Annotated in this window: 17 protein-coding genes; 4 read left to right on the forward strand and 13 right to left on the reverse strand. The window is 73.3% G+C overall.

From position 1 onward, the window contains the following. Positions 1-361: 361 nt before the first annotated feature. The 6 genes from VE614_RS21700 to VE614_RS21725 form a co-directional block, all read right to left on the reverse strand. Entirely contained in the window at positions 362-1,159 is a 798-nt protein-coding gene (locus tag VE614_RS21700; RefSeq protein WP_324939596.1) for an SGNH/GDSL hydrolase family protein, read from the reverse strand. A gap of 65 nt (positions 1,160-1,224) precedes the next feature. Beyond that, positions 1,225-2,238, reverse strand: coding sequence for a hemolysin family protein (locus VE614_RS21705; RefSeq protein ID WP_324939599.1), 1,014 nt, complete (start codon positions 2,236-2,238; stop codon positions 1,225-1,227). Continuing rightward, complete coding sequence (locus VE614_RS21710) at positions 2,235-3,563, reverse strand: hemolysin family protein (protein WP_324939602.1); 1,329 nt, start codon at positions 3,561-3,563, stop codon at positions 2,235-2,237. The genes VE614_RS21705 and VE614_RS21710 overlap by 4 nt, the downstream gene beginning before the upstream one ends. Positions 3,564-3,719: 156 nt before the next feature. After that, positions 3,720-4,148: a GNAT family N-acetyltransferase gene (locus VE614_RS21715; RefSeq protein ID WP_324939605.1), complete on the reverse strand. Its 429-nt coding sequence runs from the start codon at positions 4,146-4,148 to the stop codon at positions 3,720-3,722. Between the two features lie 89 nt (positions 4,149-4,237). Continuing rightward, positions 4,238-6,805 (reverse strand): ABC transporter permease, encoded by a 2,568-nt coding sequence (locus VE614_RS21720; RefSeq protein WP_324939608.1) that lies wholly within the window; start codon positions 6,803-6,805, stop codon positions 4,238-4,240. 3 nt (positions 6,806-6,808) lie between these two features. After that, positions 6,809-7,705: an ABC transporter ATP-binding protein gene (locus VE614_RS21725; RefSeq protein ID WP_324939611.1), complete on the reverse strand. Its 897-nt coding sequence runs from the start codon at positions 7,703-7,705 to the stop codon at positions 6,809-6,811. Positions 7,706-7,842: 137 nt separating this feature from the next. Between VE614_RS21725 and VE614_RS21730 the strand changes: the two genes are divergently transcribed. Both VE614_RS21730 and VE614_RS21735 read left to right on the forward strand, forming a co-directional pair. Then, positions 7,843-8,061 carry an antitoxin gene (locus VE614_RS21730; protein ID WP_324939614.1) on the forward strand — a complete coding sequence of 73 codons (219 nt, stop codon included), beginning with the start codon at positions 7,843-7,845 and terminating at the stop codon, positions 8,059-8,061. Between the two features lie 4 nt (positions 8,062-8,065). Further along, entirely contained in the window at positions 8,066-8,440 is a 375-nt protein-coding gene (locus tag VE614_RS21735; protein WP_324939617.1) for a fic family toxin-antitoxin system, toxin component, read from the forward strand. Between the two features lie 9 nt (positions 8,441-8,449). Here the strand turns inward: VE614_RS21735 and VE614_RS21740 are convergent, their stop codons facing one another. The 4 genes from VE614_RS21740 to bioB all read right to left on the reverse strand — a co-directional run bounded on the left by VE614_RS21740 (position 8,450) and on the right by bioB (position 12,562). Next, on the reverse strand, positions 8,450-9,142 hold the full coding sequence (locus VE614_RS21740) for a class I SAM-dependent methyltransferase (protein ID WP_324939620.1): 693 nt from the start codon (positions 9,140-9,142) through the stop codon (positions 8,450-8,452). 190 nt (positions 9,143-9,332) lie between these two features. Next, entirely contained in the window at positions 9,333-10,061 is a 729-nt protein-coding gene (gene bioD, locus VE614_RS21745; RefSeq protein ID WP_324939623.1) for a dethiobiotin synthase, read from the reverse strand. A 1-nt stretch (position 10,062) separates the two neighbouring features. After that, on the reverse strand, positions 10,063-11,343 hold the full coding sequence (locus VE614_RS21750; RefSeq protein WP_324939626.1) for an adenosylmethionine--8-amino-7-oxononanoate transaminase: 1,281 nt from the start codon (positions 11,341-11,343) through the stop codon (positions 10,063-10,065). Continuing rightward, positions 11,336-12,562: a biotin synthase BioB gene (gene bioB, locus VE614_RS21755; RefSeq protein WP_324939629.1), complete on the reverse strand. Its 1,227-nt coding sequence runs from the start codon at positions 12,560-12,562 to the stop codon at positions 11,336-11,338. The genes VE614_RS21750 and bioB overlap by 8 nt, the downstream gene beginning before the upstream one ends. 148 nt (positions 12,563-12,710) lie before the next feature. On the opposite strand from bioB, the gene VE614_RS21760 reads away from it, so the two are divergent. After that, positions 12,711-13,838, forward strand: coding sequence for an 8-amino-7-oxononanoate synthase (locus VE614_RS21760; RefSeq protein ID WP_324939632.1), 1,128 nt, complete (start codon positions 12,711-12,713; stop codon positions 13,836-13,838). A gap of 43 nt (positions 13,839-13,881) precedes the next feature. Here VE614_RS21760 and VE614_RS21765 read toward each other — a convergent pair whose 3' ends face one another. After that, positions 13,882-14,103 carry a DUF397 domain-containing protein gene (locus VE614_RS21765; protein WP_324939634.1) on the reverse strand — a complete coding sequence of 74 codons (222 nt, stop codon included), beginning with the start codon at positions 14,101-14,103 and terminating at the stop codon, positions 13,882-13,884. Between the two features lie 10 nt (positions 14,104-14,113). Beyond that, positions 14,114-14,974 carry a helix-turn-helix transcriptional regulator gene (locus VE614_RS21770; protein ID WP_324939637.1) on the reverse strand — a complete coding sequence of 287 codons (861 nt, stop codon included), beginning with the start codon at positions 14,972-14,974 and terminating at the stop codon, positions 14,114-14,116. Positions 14,975-15,186: 212 nt separating this feature from the next. On the opposite strand from VE614_RS21770, the gene VE614_RS21775 reads away from it, so the two are divergent. Next, positions 15,187-15,642 (forward strand): ATP-binding protein, encoded by a 456-nt coding sequence (locus VE614_RS21775; RefSeq protein ID WP_324939640.1) that lies wholly within the window; start codon positions 15,187-15,189, stop codon positions 15,640-15,642. A 137-nt stretch (positions 15,643-15,779) separates the two neighbouring features. Here VE614_RS21775 and VE614_RS21780 read toward each other — a convergent pair whose 3' ends face one another. Then, positions 15,780-16,253 (reverse strand): C40 family peptidase, encoded by a 474-nt coding sequence (locus VE614_RS21780; protein ID WP_324939643.1) that lies wholly within the window; start codon positions 16,251-16,253, stop codon positions 15,780-15,782. Between the last annotated feature and the right edge of the window lie 360 nt (positions 16,254-16,613).

Below are 16,613 nucleotides of genomic sequence, written 5' to 3' on the forward strand. Positions count from 1 at the left end.
GGCTGCCCTCGGCGGGCGTTCACCGCGCGCCGGGCGGGCGGCTGCCGGCGCCGTCGCTCTGCACCGGTGGGTGGCGGTCGCCGCCGGGCGGCACAGATCGGCGCCCGAGCCGGCACCGCCCCGCACCCCTGGGGTGCGGCCGGTGCCGCCGTCAGACGCCGGTGTCGAGCACGGCCTCGTACGGCAGCAGGCCGAGTCGCTTCGGCGGGCGGCTGCCCTCGGCGGGCGTTCACCGCGCGCCGGGGGGAGAGAGGCGGCCGTCATCGTCGGCCGCACGCACCGGGCGGGCGGCCGCCGGCGCCGACGGCACAGGTCGGCACCGCAGCCGGCCCCGCACGCCCACCGGTGTGCGACGCCGCCGTCACGCCCCGGTGTCGAGCACGGCCTCGTACGGCAGCAGGTCGGGCCGTTTCGGCGGGCGGCCGTCGCCGGAGGAGCGGCCGGTCAGCCGGCGCCCGATCCACGGCAGCAGATGCCGCCGGGTGAAGCGGAGGTCGGCGACCCGGCGGGTGACCCAGCCGGGCGGCGCGGTGACCGGCGGCGGAACGTGCCAGTCCGGGTCCTCCGGCTCGTAGCCCAGGGTCTGCCAGACCGCCTCGGCGACCCGGCGGTGCCCGTCGGACGTCAGGTGCAGCCGGTCCACGTCCCACAGCCGTGGGTCGGCCAGCGAGGGCGCGGCGTACAGGTCGACGACGAGCGCGCCGTGCCGGGCGGCGAGCTGGTCGATACAGGCGAACAGTTCCTCCATGCGCGGCCGGAACCGCTCCAGGACCGGCCCCTGCCGGCCGGGACTGCGCATCAGCACCAGCTGCTCGCAGGCGGGCGCCAGCCGCTCCACGGCCTCCTCCAGCAGGCCCCGCACCCGGCCCATGTCGCACTTGGGCCGCAGAGTGTCGTTGAGGCCGCCGACCAGGGTGATCACATCGGCGCCCATCGCGGCGGCCACGCCCACCTGCTCCTCGACGATCTGCCCGATGAGCTTGCCGCGCACCGCCAGGTTGGCGTACCGGAAACCGGGCGTGCGGGCGGCCATCCGCGTGGCGAGCAGATCGGCCCAGCCCCGGTAGGTCCCGTCGGGCATGAGGTCCGACATGCCCTCGGTGAAGGAGTCACCGACCGCGACCAGGCTGGCGTGCGTGGGAGGGGAGTTCTTCTGCATGGCGGCACCGATGGTATCCCGAAGCACATACCCATCGGTCGGTCCCCCCCCCCCGGAGCGGGCGCTCAGGCCCGCTGCCCGAACAGCTCCCGCAGCACGTCCTCCATCGTCACCAGCCCGGCCAGCCGCCCGTCGGCGCCCAGCACCGCCGCCAGGTGGGTGCGGCTGCCGCGCATCGCGGTCAGGACGTCGTCCAGCGGAGTCGTCTCCCGCACCCGGGCGATGGGCCGCATGTCGCGCAGCCGGAACGGCACATCGCGCGGGGAGGCGTCCAGGGCGTCCTTCACATGGAGGTAGCCGACGATCCGGCGGCCCTCGTCGACCACCGGGAAGCGGGAGAAGCCCGACCGGGCCGAGAGGCGTTCCAGCTCCTCCGGGGTGACGCCCACGCGCGCGTAGACCACGCGTTCCAGCGGCACGACGACATCGCGCACCGGCCGCCGGCCCAGTTCCAGCGCGTCGCGCAGCCGCTCCTGCGCCCGGTCGTCGATGAGCCCGGCAGCACCGGAGTCCTTGACCAGCCGGGCCAGCTCGGCGTCCGAGAAGGTCGACGTCACCTCGTCCCGGGTGTGGATGCCCAGCAGCTTCAGCAGGGCGTTGGCGAAGGCGTTGACCGTGAAGATCACCGGGCGCAGCGCCCGCGACAGCGTCACCAGCGGCGGACCGAGGAGCAGCGCGCTGCGCACCGGTTCGGCGAGCGCGATGTTCTTCGGCACCATCTCGCCCAGCAGCATGTGCAGATACGTCGCCAGGGTCAGCGCGATGACGAACGACACCGCGTGCCCGGCACCGCTCGGCACGCCCATCGCGTGGAAGGCGGGTTCCAGCAGATGCGCGATCGCCGGTTCGGCGACCACACCCAGGACCAGTGTGCACAGGGTGATCCCGAGCTGCGCCGCCGCCATCAGCGCGGACACGTGCCGCAGACCCCACAGCACGCTCTTGGCCCGCCGGTCGCCCTGCTCGGCGTACGGCTCGATCTGCGAGCGCCGCACCGAGATCAGCGCGAACTCGGCGCCCACGAAGAAGGCGTTGACGACGAGGGTCGCCAGACCGATCAGCAGTTGTACGGCGGTCATGCCCGCGCCCCCTTCTGGTCGTCCAGCGGCGCGTGCAGCAGCACCCGCGCCGCCCTGCGCCCGGAGGCGTCCACGACTTCCAGCCGCCACCCGGCGACCGCCACCACGTCCCCGACGGCCGGGATCCGGCCCAGCTCGGTGGCGACCAGCCCGGCCAGCGTCTCGTACGGCCCGTCCGGCGCCCGCAGGCCCACGCGGGCCAGCCGGTCGATCCGGGCGGCCCCGTCCGCCGAGTACAGCGCGTGGCCGTCCACGTCGGTGCCCGCCGGGGCCAGGTCGGGTGTCTCGTGCGGGTCGTGCTCGTCGCGCACCTCGCCGACGACCTCCTCGACGATGTCCTCCAGCGTGGCGACGCCCGCCGTGCCGCCGTACTCGTCGATGATCACGGCCATCGTCCGCCGCCCGGACAGCCGGTCCAGCAGCCGGTCGACGGTCAGCGTCTCCGGCACCAGCAGCGGCTCGCGCATCAGCTCCGAGACGGGCACCCGGGCCCGGCGTTCGGCGGGGACGGCCAGGACGTCCTTGATGTGCGCGGTGCCGACGACGGAGTCCAGGCTGCCGCGGTACACCGGGAACCGGGACAGCCCGGTGGCCCGGGTGGCGTTCGCGACGTCCTCGCAGGTGGCCTGCGCGTCGAGGGCGATCACCTGGACCCGGGGCGTCATCACGTTCTCCGCGGTCAGGTCGGCGAGGTTCAGGGTCCGCACGAACAGCTCGGCGGTGTCCGGCTCCAGGGCGCCCTCCCGGGCGGAGTGCCGGGCGAGCGCGGCGAGTTCCTGCGGTCCGCGCGCGGAGGCCAGCTCCTCGGCGGGCTCGATGCCGAAGCGGCGCACCACGCGGTTGGCGGTGTTGTTGAGGTGGGTGATGAACGGCCGGAACAGCGCGCTGAACCAGCGCTGGGCGTTGCCCACCCGCCGGGCGACGGGCAGCGGGTAGGAGATCGCCCAGTTCTTGGGCACCAGCTCGCCCACGACCATCAGGAACACCGTCGACAGCGCGGTGCCGATCACCAGGGCGATCGACGAGGCAGTGGACGCGGAGGCGCCGAGGGCGCGCAGCGGACCCGCGAGCAGCCGGGCGATCGACGGCTCGGCCAGCATGCCGACCACCAGATTGGTGACGGTGATGCCGAGCTGGGCGCCGGAGAGCTGGAAGGTCAGAGTGCGGACGGCCTTCAGCGCGCCGGCCGCGCCGCGCTCACCGCGCTCCGCCGCGGCCTCCAGGTCGCCGCGCTCGACCGTGGTCAGCGAGAACTCCGCCGCGACGAAGGCGCCGCAGATCAGCGACAGCAGGATGGCCACCAGCAGGAGGAGCACTTCGATCATCGGGTCACCTCCGTCCCATGGTCGGCCAGGGCCGGGGAGTGCGCGCGATGTCGGGTGCTGGGGGGCTCGCCCATGGGTGGACGTTCACATCTTTCATCTGGAGGACCGAGTGATCCGCCAAGAGTAAAAGCTCGGCAAAAAGAGGAGGGAACGCGGTCAGGATTCGGTGAGCGGCTTCACCCAGCGCCGCCACCGCTCCTCCGGCGCGTACCCGGCCGCGTGCCAGGCGTGGTGCGCGGTCTCGTTCCGGGTCAGCACCATCGCGTCCGCGCGGCGCCCGCCGAGCCGTACGAACCGCTCCTGCGCCGCGGCGAGCAGCGCCGTGCCGATGCCCTGCCGGCGCCGCCGCGGATGCACCGCGAGCCGGTAGAGGTGGCACCGCCACCCGTCGAACCCGGCGATCACCGTACCCACCAGTTCCCCCGCCCGCTCGGCCACGATCAGCGCCTCTGGGTCCCGCGCGACCAGCCGCTCCACTCCGTCCCGGTCGTCGCTGATGCTCGTCCCCTCGGCAGCCGTCTTCCAGAAGGCCAGCACGCTGTCGAGATCGTCCGCCGTCGCGGCCCGTATCCGCAGGTCACTCATGCCGACATCCCACCACGCGGCATCGCGCGGGACGCGGAATTCCACCATGCGGACACCGAGGCCCGAACGCGCCGGCCGCCGCGCTGCCCTCACTCGTGTGCGATGGCCGCCAGTATGTTCATCCGGGAGGCGCGCAACGCCGGCAGCAGGGCCGCCACCACGCCGACCACCGCCGAGCCCACCACGACGGCGACGATCGTGCCCCACGGGATCGCCAGCGCCGTCATGCCCTGCAAGGCCAGCACCTGCTGGGCGCACACCCCCCACACCAGCCCGAGCGCGAGCCCGAGGACCGCCCCGAACACCGCGATCACCACCGACTCCAGCCGGATCATCCGCCGCAGCTGCCGCCGCCCCAGCCCGATCGCGCGCAGCAGCCCGATCTCCCGGGTCCGCTCCACCACCGACAGGGCGAGGGTGTTGACCACGCCGAGCACCGCGATGATGATCGCGAGGCCGAGCAGGGCGTAGACGAGATAGAGCAGTACGGCGATCTGGTCGCGGACCAGCTGCTTGTAGTCCGCCAGGTCCCGCACCTGCACCTGCGGATACGGATCGAGGGTCCGCTCCAGCGCGGCGCGCAGCTCACGGGCGTCCGTGCCCGCCGCGGCGTTCACATAGACGGCGGCGTCCTGGCCGCCCGGCGCGTACCGCTCGACCGTGCCCATGCCGAAGTAGATCCCGCCCGCCGTGCCGAAGCCCTCGGCGGCCTCCTGGTCGGTCAGCGCGCCCACGGTCAGCTCGGCCGTCCGCCCGCCCCGGAACTCGACCGGCAGCACGGTGCCCACCCGCACCCCGTGCTCGCGCGCGAAGTCCGCGTCCATCGCCAGCCGCCCGTCGGCGAGCGCGGACGCCGTACCCCCTCGCGCGTACGTGATGTTGGCGACCTCGTCCAGCCGCGGGTCGTAGCCCGCCGCCGTCGTCTCCACCCGGTCGCCGTCCGGCAGGCGCACCGCGATCGTGGTGAACGCCGAACGCACCATGAGACCGACCCCCTCGGTGCCGCGCACCGCCTCGGTGATCTCCCGCGGGAACGGCGCGAAGTTGGTGTTCTGCACGACGAAGTCCGCGCCCAGCGTCTTGTCGATCTGCCGGTCGAACGACTCCGTCATCGACGCGCTGGCCACCGACATCCCGCCGACCAGCGCGAGCCCCACCATCAGGGCCGCCGCCGTCGCCCCCGTACGACGCGGATTGCGCAGGGCGTTGCGCTGGCTCATCAGCCCCACCGGCCCGAACAGCGCCGGGAACGCCGCACCCAGCACCCGGATCACCGGCCGCACCAGCAGCGGTCCCGCGATGACGGTCGCGATCAAGGTCAGGACGATGCCGACACCCAGCAGCGAGGCCGCCGACCCGGTCTCGGACGCCGCCGCGCAGCCCGCCAGCGCCGCCGCCCCGGCCGCGCCGACGACCGCGCCGGCCACCGCGCGCAGCCGCAGCGGCCGGCCCACCCCGGCGACCTCCGCGTCCGAGAGCGCCGCCATCGGCGACACGGCCGCCGCGCGCCGGGCGGGCAGGTAGGCCGCGACGAAGGTGACGCCGACGCCGACGGCGTACGCCGTCACCGGGGTGGCCCAGCCGATCACCATCTCGGTGGTGTCGATGCTCATGCCGAGCAGGCCCATCAGCTCGATCAGCCCGGCCGCCAGCCCGATGCCGGTGATCAGGCCCAGCGTGGCGCCGATCAGCCCGAGCAGCAGCGCCTCGGTCAGCACCGAGCGGCGCACCTGCCGCCGGTCGGCGCCGAGCGCGCGCAGCAGTCCCAGCTCGCGGGTGCGCTGGGCGATGAGCATCGAGAAGGTGTTCACGATGAGGAACACACCCACGAGCACGGCGACCCCGGCGAATCCGACCATCACGTACTTGATGACGTCGAGGAATCCACCCAGCTCCTCGACGTCCGACTCGGCCTGCTCGTCGGCGGTCCGGTAGTCGTAACGGTCGGTGCCCAGTGCGGCGGCCACCCGCTGCTTCAGCGCCGCGTCGCTCACCCCGGCCGCCGCGTCGACGGTGATGGAGGTGGCCGCCTCCGCGTCGCCGAGCAGCTTCGTCCGGGCGGTCGGCGTGTCCACGAACAGCAGGGCCGCGCCGGGGTTGGTGGTGGTGAAGGTGACGATGCCGACGACCCGCGCCCGGAAGGACCCCGGCGGCGCGATCACGGTCAGGGTGTCGCCGATCGCCACGCCCGCGCGGTCCGCGGTCTGCGAGTCCAGCAGCGCCTCGCCGGGACCGCGCGGGGCGCGCCCGGAGCCGAGTGCCACGGGACTGCGGTCGGTCGGATTCCAGGCGCCGCCGATGGTGGGGGCGCCGGTCGTGGGGCTCACGGCCTCGTTCTCCGCGTCGACGACCGTGATGTTCTCCACCTCGGCCTCCGCACGCGCCGCGGCCACCCCGTCGATCCGGGCCACCCGGCCGGCGAGCGCGGCGGGCAGCGTGGCCGTGGCCCCGGACGGCAACGTCTCGTCGAGGGACTCCTTCGGGCCGACCGTGACGTCGGCCGCGGAGGAGGCGAACAGCCGGTCGAAGGTACGGCTCACGGTGTCCGAGAAGATCAGACTGCCCGCGACGAACGCCACGGACAGGACCACCGCGAGCGCCGAGAGCAGCAGCCGGCCCTTGTGCGCGAGAAAACTCCTGAGCGTCGCCTTCAGCACGGGTCAGTCCTCGTCGGTGGGTCGGCGGGCGCCGGGCGTTCCGCCGGCGGGGGCGGGTCGGCCGGCGCCCGGGGTTCCCCCGGCGCCGGTACGGCGGCCGGGCTCGGTGGCCCGGTCGAACGGTCCGCGGATGACGTCGAAGCGCTTCATGCGCTCCAGCACGGCCTCCGCCGTCGGGCGGGCCATCTCGTCGACGATCCGGCCGTCCGCGAGGAACAGCACCAGATCGGAGTGGGCGGCGGCGCCCGGGTCGTGCGTGACCATGACGACGGTCTGCCCCAGCTCGTCCACGGCCTCCCGCAGGAACCCCAGCACCTCCAGGCCGGCCCGCGAGTCGAGGTTGCCGGTCGGCTCGTCGGCGAAGATCAGCTCCGGCCGGGCGGCGAGCGCCCGCGCGCAGGCCACGCGCTGCTGCTGACCGCCGGACAGCTGCGCGGGCCGGTGCCGGAGCCGGTCCCGCAGCCCGAGGGTGTCGATGACCTGGTCCAGCCACTTCGGATCGGGCCGGCGGCCCGCGATGTCCATGGGCAGGGTGATGTTCTCCAGCGCGTTCAGCGTGGGTATCAGGTTGAACGACTGGAACATGAACCCGATCCGGTCCCGCCGCAGCCGGGTCAGCTCCCGCTCCCTCAGTCCGGTGATCTCGGTGTCGCCGAGCCAGACCTGCCCGGCCGAGACCGTGTCGAGCCCGGCGAGGCAGTGCATCAGGGTGGACTTGCCGGAGCCCGAGGGCCCCATGACGGCCGTGAACCGGCCGCGCGCGACGTCCACGTCCACCGAGTCCAGGGCGAGGACGGTCGTCTCGCCAGAGCCGTACGCCTTGGTCAGCCCGCGGGCGCGGGCGGCGACCGCGTCGGCGGACCCGAGCCCCGGGGCGTGCTCCGCAGCAGGTGTGGACAAAGCTACCTCCAAGCTCGCGGACGGGCGGACTTCCTTGTCCCGGCCGAGCGTAATGTGACCGGCGCACACCGGTACACCTCATCGGACCGGGACGGCCGCCCTTGCCGGTGCTAGCACCCCGGCGCTAGCGTCGAGGCATGGCGAAGACCCAGCTGAACGTGCGGGTGGACGAGGACACGGCCCGGGCCGCCCGCGAACGCGCCCTGGCCCGCGGGATGAGCGTCAACCGCTACATCGAGGAACTGGTGCGGCAGGACGCCGGGGAGGCCGGCCACACCTTCGTGGAGGCCGCCGCCGACTTCATGGAGCGGTACGAGAAGGTGTTCGCCGAGGAGTTCGGCGAGGGCGGTCGCTGATCTCTTGAGCGACGTGCGTATCGACCTGGCCTGGCTGCTGATGCTGGCCGAGCGCAGAACCCCCGGTGACCCGCAGGTCACCGACTGGGGCGCGCTCGTCGCCGCGCTCGCCCGGCACCAGGCCGAGATATTCGACGTCCCCGTCTACGACTCCCCGCACACCCGCGCCGCCGCCCTGCTCCAGCAGCTGATCCACATCCCCGCGCTGGAGCGCTCCAACGCGCTGTTCGCCTCCGCGGTCGCCTACGCCTATCTGATCGCCAGCGGCTTCAAGGTCGTCACCTCGCCGGAACAGGTCCGCGACCTGGCCAGGCTGGTCAAGTCCGGCGAGGCGTCGGTGCACGAGATCGCGCGCGAACTGCGCCACTGGTGCCAGTGACCGAGACGCCTACGAGCCCGCCCGCGCCGGCGGCCGCCAGGCGGTGCCCAGCACGCAGTACGAGGCGGGCAGCACCGGCCCCTTCTCCGGCATCAGCAGCCGCCGGTACGGCCCCAGTTCGAACCCGGCGTCCCGCAGCGCGGCCACCGGGTCCCGGCCCACATGGCAGCCGCCGTTCAGCGGCGGCCACACCGTGCGGTCCAGGGCGCGCTGGGTCAGCCGCATCGCCCGGCCGCCGCCCCGCCCGTGCTCGAAGAACCGCACCTGTCCGCCCGGCCGCAGCACCCGCCGCACCTCAGCGAGCGCCCGCGGGACGTCCCGCACGCTGCACAGCACCAGCGACAGCACCACCGCGTCGAAGCCCTCGCTCTTGACCGGCAGCGCCTCCGCCGCGCCCGGTACCACGTCCACCGGCATCCCGGCGCGCACGGCGGCCTCGACGGCCAGCTGCCGCAGGACGCGCTCCGGTTCGATCGCCACGACCTCGGCGACGGTTCCCGGATAGTGCGCGAAGTTCAGGCCGTTGCCCGCGCCGACCTCCAGCACCCGCCCGGACAGCCCGGCGAGCAGCCGGTCGCGCACCCCGGCCATGCCCATCCGGGTCTCGGCGGCCACGCTGAGCCGGGCGTAGTAGCGGGCGAACAGCGGGTGGTGGACGGGATCCCGCGCCGCCTTGCCGGCACCGGCGAACGGTAGGGGCATGGGGACCTCCCTGAGGGCGGACTGCTCCTTCGGGGATTGTCCCCCGTAACGGCTCCACCGCACCCTCGCCGGCGCACGGACGGCGACACCTCCCGGCACCGCCGCCCCAGCGGCACGACCACAGCGCCACGGCCACAGCGCCACCGCCTCACGGTCACCGTCCCGGCGCCACCGCTCCGGCGTTACCGCCTCAGCGCCAGTGCCCCGGCGCCTCCCGCACCCGGAACGCCTCCGCGTCCCACGTCCCGTCCAGCCGGGGCGCCAGCCAGTCAGGGGCCGCGGCGCGGAAGGCGGCGGGGGCGAGGGAGGCGGCGCCCTCCGGGAGCGCGCCGAGCAGCGGGGCGCCGGAGACCTCGGTGAGGTCCGCGATGTTGCAGCGGCAGGCGAGATCGGGCTCGACGGGCCAGCTGCCGATCACCACACCGGCCAGCTCCACATCACGGCGCCGCAGTTCGCGGGCGGACAGCTCGGCGATGTTCAGCGTGCCCAGACCCGCCGAGGCCACCAGCAGCACCGGCGCGCCGAGCAGCGCGGCCACGTCGGCGAGCGTGCCGCCCGCCGGGTCGAAGCGGACCAGCAACCCGCCCGCGCCCTCCACCAGCACCAGGTCGTGCTCGGTGGCCAGCTTGGCCGCCGCCTCGGCGACGTCCTGCGGATGCACCGGCGCCATCCCGGCCCGCCGGGCCGCCGTCCCGGGCGCCAACGGCTCGGGATAGCGGGCCAGTTCCGTCGCCGTGACGGGGCCGGCGAGCCGGGCCACCTCATCGGCGTCGCCGCGCTCGTCCGGCCGTACACCGGTCTGCGCGGCCTTCAGCACGGCCACCGACCGGCCGGCCGCGAGCGCTGCCGCCGCGACGGCGGCCGTCGCGACGGTCTTGCCGACCTCCGTGTTCGTCCCTGTGATCACCAGGACCGGCATGTCATCCCTCCCGTGCCGCGGCGCACACCGCGCGCGCGATGCGTGCCACATCCGCGTCGCCCGTGACGTAGGGCGGCATCGTGTAGATCAGATCGCGGAACGGCCGCAGCCACACACCCTCGCGCACGGCCGCCGCGGTCGCCGCCGCCATGTCGACGGGGTGGTCGAGCTGCACCACTCCGATGGCGCCGAGGACCCGTACCTCCCGCACTCCGGGCAGCTGGGCGGCCGGGGCGAGCCCGTCCCGCAGACCCGCCTCGATCCGCTTGACCTCGGCGAGCCAGTCCTGGCCGAGCAGCAGCTCGATCGATGCGCAGGCCACCGCCGCCGCCAGCGGGTTGCCCATGAAGGTCGGTCCGTGCGCGAGCACCGGCACCTCGCCCCGCGAGATCCCGTCGGCCACCCGGGGGTTGCACAGGGTCGCCGCCAGTGTGAGATAGCCGCCGGTCAGCGACTTGCCCACGCACATCACGTCCGGCGACACCGCCGCGTGCCCGGCCGCGAACAGCGCACCGGTGCGGCCGAACCCGGTGGCGATCTCGTCGAACACCAGCAGGACGTCGTGCGCGTCGCACGCCTCCCGCAGCACCCGCAGATACGCGGGGGAGTGGAATCGCATCCCGCCCGCGCCCTGCACCACCGGTTCCACGATCACCGCGGCCAGCTCGTGCGCGTGCCCGGCGATCAGCGCGCGCAGGTGATCGGCGTACGCCTCCTCGTACCCGGCGGGCGGCGGGTCCGCGAACACCTGGCGCGGCAGCACCCCGCTCCACAGCTCGTGCATACCGCCCTTGGGGTCGCAGACCGCCATGGGCTGCCAGGTGTCCCCGTGGTAGCCGCCCCGCCAGGTCATCATCCGGCGCTTCTCGGGACGGCCCAGCGAACGCCAGTACTGCAGGCACATCTTGACCGCGACCTCGACCGACACCGAACCGGAGTCGGCGAGGAACACATGCTCGAGCCCCTCGGGCGACAAGTCGACAAGGTGCTTCGCGAGCCGCACGGCGGGCTCGTGGGTGAGCCCGCCGAACATCACATGGCTCATCCGCGCCAGCTGCTCGCGCACCGCCTCGTTCAGCACCGGGTGGTTGTAGCCGTGGATCGCCGACCACCAGGACGACATGCCGTCGACCAGTTCCCCGGAGCCGTCCGCCAGTTTGAGCCGCACTCCGCTCGCCGACTCGACGACGAGCGGTTCCTGCCGGTTCGGCATCGGACCGTACGGATGCCAGACGTGCCGCCGGTCGAGTTCCAGCAGCTCCGGGACGCTCAGCTCAGGCATTGGGCGCGAGGTCCGTTCCGGCACCCCGGCGGCGCACCGCGACCAGATCGGTGCGCGGCTCGCCGGCGGGCACGGCAGCGGCCGTACCGCACACCCCGCCGCCCTCGTGCGACCCGCACGTGCCGCCCTCGTGCGACCCGCACCCGGCACTCGCGTGCGAGCCGCAGCCGCCACCCGCGGTGGCCGCGTGCGACCCGCAGCCGCCCCCGGCCGCCGCGCGGTGCTCCGGCAGCGTCACCTCGCCCGCACCCTCCACCTCGAAACCGGCGTCCGCGATCATCTCCAGGTCGGCCTTGCCGGCCTGGCCCTCGCTGGTGAGGTAGTCGCCCAGGAAGATCGAGTTGGCCAGGTGCAGCGCCAGCGGCTGCATGGTGCGCAGATGGACCTCCCGGCCGCCCGCGATCCGCACCTCGACGTCGGGGCAGACGAACCGGACCATCGCCAGGATCCGCAGGCAGCGCTGCGGGGTGAGGTTCCACTCCTTGGCCAGCGGGGTGCCCTCGAACGGGATCAGGAAATTCACCGGAACCGAGTCCGGGTCCAGCTCGCGCAGCGAGTAGACGACGTCGACCAGGTCCTCGTCGCTCTCGCCCATGCCCGCGATCAGCCCCGAGCACGCCGACAGCCCCGCCGCGTGCGCCTTCTGCACGGTCTCGACCCGGTCGGCGTACGTGTGCGTGGTCGTGATGTCCCCGTACGTCCGCTCGGACGTGTTCAGGTTGTGGTTGTAGGCGTCGGCGCCCGCCTCGCGCAGCCGCTCGGCCTGGCCGTCGGAGAGCAGACCCAGACAGGCGCACACCTCGACGTCCTCGTTCTGCTCCTTGATCGTCTTGATGGTCTCGGAGACCCGGTCCACGTCCCGGTCCGTCGGGCCGCGCCCGCTCGCCACCAGACAGACCCGCTTGGCCCCGCCGGCCAGACCCGCGGCGGCGGCCTGGGAGGCCTCGTCGGGCTTGAGCCAGGTGTACTTCAGGATGCCGGCCTTGGAGCCGAGCCGCTGGGAGCAGTAGGAGCAGTCCTCCGGACACAGTCCGGACTTCAAGTTGACGAGGTAGTTGAGTTTCACCCGCCGGCCGAACCAGTGGCGGCGCACCTTTCCGGCCGCGGCCACCACATCGAGCAGTTCGTCGTCGGTCGTCGCGAGGACGGCCAGCGCCTCCTCGCGGGTCGGCAGCTCGCGCCGAAGCCCCTTGTCCACCAGCGTGTTCAGCAGGTCCATGAGAGCCGATCCTGTCCTACGGAGGTGCCCGTGGCCAAGGAGAGTTCGTACAACAGCGCCACTTCGTCGTGTGTGGATTGCCACATCCTGGCCTGCGGGCCGGGCCGCTAGTGTCTGTCCACTGCCTACAAAATCCCCCGGAGGAGCCATGGCGTTCGGCTGGATCGACGAGCAGGCGGAGCTGCGCCGCCGGGCCGGACTCGTGCGGACCCTGCGGCCCCGGCCCGCCGACTCGCCGCTGCTGGACCTCGCGAGCAACGACTACCTGGGCCTGGCCCGCCACCCGGAGGTCACCGAGGGCGCGGCCCGCGCGGCCCGGGTCTGGGGCGGCGGCTCGACCGGCTCCCGGCTGGTCACCGGCACCACCGAACTGCACGCCGAACTCGAACGCGAGCTGGCCGGTTTCTGCGGCTTCGAGGCCGCCCTGGTCTTCTCCTCCGGCTACGCCGCCAACCTGGCCGCGGTGACCGCGCTGGCTCCGCACGGCTCGCTGATCGTCTCCGACGCGGGCAACCACGCCTCCCTGATCGACGGCTGCCGGCTGGCCCGCGGCACCACCCAGGTGGTGGCGCACGCCGACCCGGACGCGGTGCGCAAGGCGTTCCAGACCCATGACGGGCCCGCCGTGGCGGTGTCCGACACGGTGTTCTCCGTGGACGGTGACGCGGCCCCGCTGGCCGGCCTGGCGGCGGCCTGCCGGGAGCACGGGGCGGGACTGGTGGTCGACGACGCGCACGGCCTCGGGGTGCTCGGGGCGGGCGGCCGGGGCGCTGCGTACGCGGCGGGTCTGGCGGGTGCGGACGACGTCGTCGTGACGGTCACCCTGTCCAAGTCGCTGGGCAGCCAGGGCGGCGCCGTGCTGGGGCCCGCACGGGTGATCGACCACCTGGTCAACGCGGCCCGGACGTTCATCTTCGACACGGGCCTCGCCCCGGCGGCGGCGGGCGCGGCCCTGGCGGCCCTGCGGCTGCTGCGCCGTGAGCCGGAGCGGGCGGAGCGGGCCCGCGCGGTGGCGGGCGAGCTGCACGCCCGGCTGACGGCCGCGGGCCACGCGGCGGTCCGGCCGGACGCGGCGGTGGTCTCGGTGCGCGCGCCGTCCCCGGAGAGTGCCGTGCGCTGGGCGGCCGACTGCCGGACCGCCGGGCTCGCCGTCGGCTGTTTCCGCCCTCCTTCCGTGCCCGACGGCGTCTCCCGGCTGCGGCTGACCGCCCGGGCGGACCTCTCCGGGGACCAGATCGAACGCGCTGTACGTGTGATCGGCGAAACGCGGCCATGAGTCGGCGTGACACGGCCGTGCGTCGCCGGTGACGGACGAAGGGTCAGACGGCGGCCGTGAACGTCGCCCAGCTCTGGGGGGAGAAGAGCAGTGCGGGCCCGGCCGGGTTCTTGGAGTCGCGCACCGCGAGCAGTCCGGCCCAGGGGCCCGAGCGGGTCCTGGCCGTCTCCACGCAGTTGTTCGCTCCCGTGCTGTAGCTGCTGCGCAGCCAGCGCACCTCGGACAGATGGGTCGTGGAAGGTACGTTCCGAGGCAGTGCGGTCATGGATGCCTCCTTACCCGCCGTCAGCTATCCCGGCGATGTAATCCAGCGATTCCTCAAGTGACAGGGCGTTCTTCCGAAGGGCGTCGAAGGCCTCGGCGTAGGCCCCCACGTCTTCTTTCCGCTCGAGATAGAGGCTACTCGTCAAGTGGTCGAGAACAACCACATCCAGATCAGAAGTGTTCGAAAACGAGAAGATAACGAAAGGCCCTGTGACGCCGATGTGCGCTCCCGCGGAGAACGGCAGCACCTGGAGCCGCACCTGAGGCAGCCGCGCCGCCTCCAGCAGCCGCCGCAGCTGCCGGTGCATGACGTCGGGGCCGCCGACCTCGCGCCGCAGCACCGCCTCGTCCAGCACCGCGCTGAGCGCGAGCGGCGGCCGGGACCGCAGCACGTCCTGCCGGGCCAGCCGCACCTCCACCAGCGCGTCCAGCCGCTCCTCGTCCAGGCCCTCCACGGCGGCCCGGGTCACCGCGCGGGCGTACTCCGCCGTCTGGAGCAGGCCGGGCACCACGGAGGTCTCCAGCGTGCGCATCCCACTGGCCTGTGACTCCAGGCTGATGAAATCGCGGTAGGTGGGCGGCAGCACCCCGCGGTAGGCGTGCCACCAGTGGTCCCGTCCCTGCCCGCCGCCCGACCCGGCAAGGGCCAGCAGCAGTTCCCGGAAATGCGGGTCCGCCACCCCGTAGGCGTCGAGCAGTAACCGCACATCGGCCGGCTTCACCCCGCTCGCGCCCGTCTCGATCCGGCTCACCTTGGACTGGTGCCAGCCCACCAGCCGGGCCGCCTCGCCACTCGTGAGCCCCGCACCCGTGCGCAGCGCACGCAGTTCGGCGCCCAGTTTCCGGCGGCGCACCGCGGGACCGTGCTGCATGGGCTCCTCCTTACTCCAACCGAGCCGCCCGAATACGGTCTGTCGTCGCAGAGTTCACCGCATCGAGGGACAGATATATGCATACTTGGTGGATCGCCACCCGGATCGGCCCCGGAGTGGCAGTCTGGCGACGAAGCACCAGTCCGGGACCGTACTCGACCCTCGTCTTTCGTGGCGGTCCGCGGTCCCGTTGGGAAAGGGACGACATCGCCATGGCAGACCATCTGGAAGCATCCGTCACTCTGCCGAGCGATCCCGCCTCGGTCTCTGCGGCTCGCGCCTACGTGGTCAGCACCCTGGCGGAGTGGGGTCTGCCGTCGGACACGGACGTGGCCGACACCATCCGGCTGATCGTCTCCGAACTGGCCACCAACGCCGTACAGCACACGTTCGGGCAGTCCCCCACCTTCACGGTGGACGTCCAGCTGGACCGTGACGAACACCTGCGCATCGGGGTGACCGACAGTCACCCCCGGTTCCCCAAGCGGCTGCCGGCCGCCGTGCAGCAGGACAACGGACGCGGCATGGTGATCATCCGCTGCCTGACCGCCGAGTGCGGCGGCCGGCTGAGAGTGCGCCGCACCCGTGACGGCGGCAAGACCGTGGCCATCGAACTGCCGTGGACGATCCCGGCCCGGCCGGTGACGGCGGGGCGGCAGGAGCCCTGACCCGGCCCGGAGGGCCGTCCCCGGAACGCGAGCCGGGCCCGGCACGCGCGTACGCGTGCTCGGGCCCGGCGTGGTCGCTCAAGGGCATCCCGGGCGCGGTGACGGCGGTCAGGGGCGCCGTCCACGGCCCGCACGGGTCACTTGACCCGGCCGTACCAGACGCTCTTCGTCCAGATCTTCTGCAGGCGCACGACGTCCCCGGTCTTGGGGGCGTGCCAGATCTTCCCCTTTCCGGCGTAGATCCCCACGTGGTACACGTTCGACCCCGAGTGGAAGAACACCAGGTCCCCGGCCTTGCGGTTGCCGGCCGAGATGTGGCGCGTCTTGTTGTACTGCTGGGCGGCCGTACGCGGCAGGGACTTGCCCGCCTTCTTGTACGAGTACAGCGTGAGCCCCGAGCAGTCGAACCGCCTCGGTCCGGTGGCGCCCCACTTGTACGGGGAGCCCTTCTTCGAGGCGGCCACCTGGAGCGCCTTGGACGCCGGTGTGGCGGCCGCGGCCTCGGAGGCGAAGCCGGGGGCGATCACGGAGCCGCCCACCGCGGCGAGGGTCAGGGCCGAGGCCGTTCCGGCACGGGCCATGAGCGACGGGACACGATTGAGCGCGGTCATGCGCGAACCCTTCGTCAGCCGCCTGTGAAGGATGACCTGTCGGATTCGGGCTGGCGAAGTTGCCCGGCCGCGTTGCCGCGGCTTCACCCCAAGGGCTGCTCGGTCCGGTCATGGTGCGACCGTTCCGGCGACCCGTCGTGCTTGGGTCCTCCACTCCTGCCGATCCACTCCTGTCGACCGGTCATCCGGGCGGCGGCAGGACTCGGCGTCCGCCCGGATCGCCCCGCCGCGGTGGCGGGGGCTTGTCGTCAGACAGGGATCTTGACTCACACATGTCCGAAAATCCCAACGGAACCGGGGATTTGTGGTCTTCCTCACCACTCACCCGTTCGGGTGGACACCCTGACGAGGGGGCGGGTG

This window comes from Streptomyces sp., assembly GCF_035645055.1.
Classification (GTDB): Bacteria; Actinomycetota; Actinomycetes; order Streptomycetales; family Streptomycetaceae; genus Streptomyces.

Excerpts from the sequence above, each read along its gene's own strand:
- VE614_RS21710 (WP_324939602.1), bottom strand. The coding sequence starts at position 3,563 with ATGATCGAAGTGCTCCTCCTGCTGGTGGCCATCCTGCTGTCGCTGATC.
- VE614_RS21780 (WP_324939643.1), bottom strand. The coding sequence starts at position 16,253 with ATGACCGCGCTCAATCGTGTCCCGTCGCTCATGGCCCGTGCCGGAACG.
- VE614_RS21760 (WP_324939632.1), top strand. The coding sequence starts at position 12,711 with ATGGCGTTCGGCTGGATCGACGAGCAGGCGGAGCTGCGCCGCCGGGCC.
- VE614_RS21740 (WP_324939620.1), bottom strand. The coding sequence starts at position 9,142 with ATGCCCCTACCGTTCGCCGGTGCCGGCAAGGCGGCGCGGGATCCCGTC.
- VE614_RS21700 (WP_324939596.1), bottom strand. The coding sequence starts at position 1,159 with ATGCAGAAGAACTCCCCTCCCACGCACGCCAGCCTGGTCGCGGTCGGT.
- VE614_RS21770 (WP_324939637.1), bottom strand. The coding sequence starts at position 14,974 with ATGCAGCACGGTCCCGCGGTGCGCCGCCGGAAACTGGGCGCCGAACTG.
- bioB (WP_324939629.1), bottom strand. The coding sequence starts at position 12,562 with ATGGACCTGCTGAACACGCTGGTGGACAAGGGGCTTCGGCGCGAGCTG.
- VE614_RS21705 (WP_324939599.1), bottom strand. The coding sequence starts at position 2,238 with ATGACCGCCGTACAACTGCTGATCGGTCTGGCGACCCTCGTCGTCAAC.
- bioD (WP_324939623.1), bottom strand. The coding sequence starts at position 10,061 with ATGCCGGTCCTGGTGATCACAGGGACGAACACGGAGGTCGGCAAGACC.
- VE614_RS21715 (WP_324939605.1), bottom strand. The coding sequence starts at position 4,148 with ATGAGTGACCTGCGGATACGGGCCGCGACGGCGGACGATCTCGACAGC.
- VE614_RS21765 (WP_324939634.1), bottom strand. The coding sequence starts at position 14,103 with ATGACCGCACTGCCTCGGAACGTACCTTCCACGACCCATCTGTCCGAG.
- VE614_RS21775 (WP_324939640.1), top strand. The coding sequence starts at position 15,187 with ATGGCAGACCATCTGGAAGCATCCGTCACTCTGCCGAGCGATCCCGCC.
- VE614_RS21730 (WP_324939614.1), top strand. The coding sequence starts at position 7,843 with ATGGCGAAGACCCAGCTGAACGTGCGGGTGGACGAGGACACGGCCCGG.
- VE614_RS21750 (WP_324939626.1), bottom strand. The coding sequence starts at position 11,343 with ATGCCTGAGCTGAGCGTCCCGGAGCTGCTGGAACTCGACCGGCGGCAC.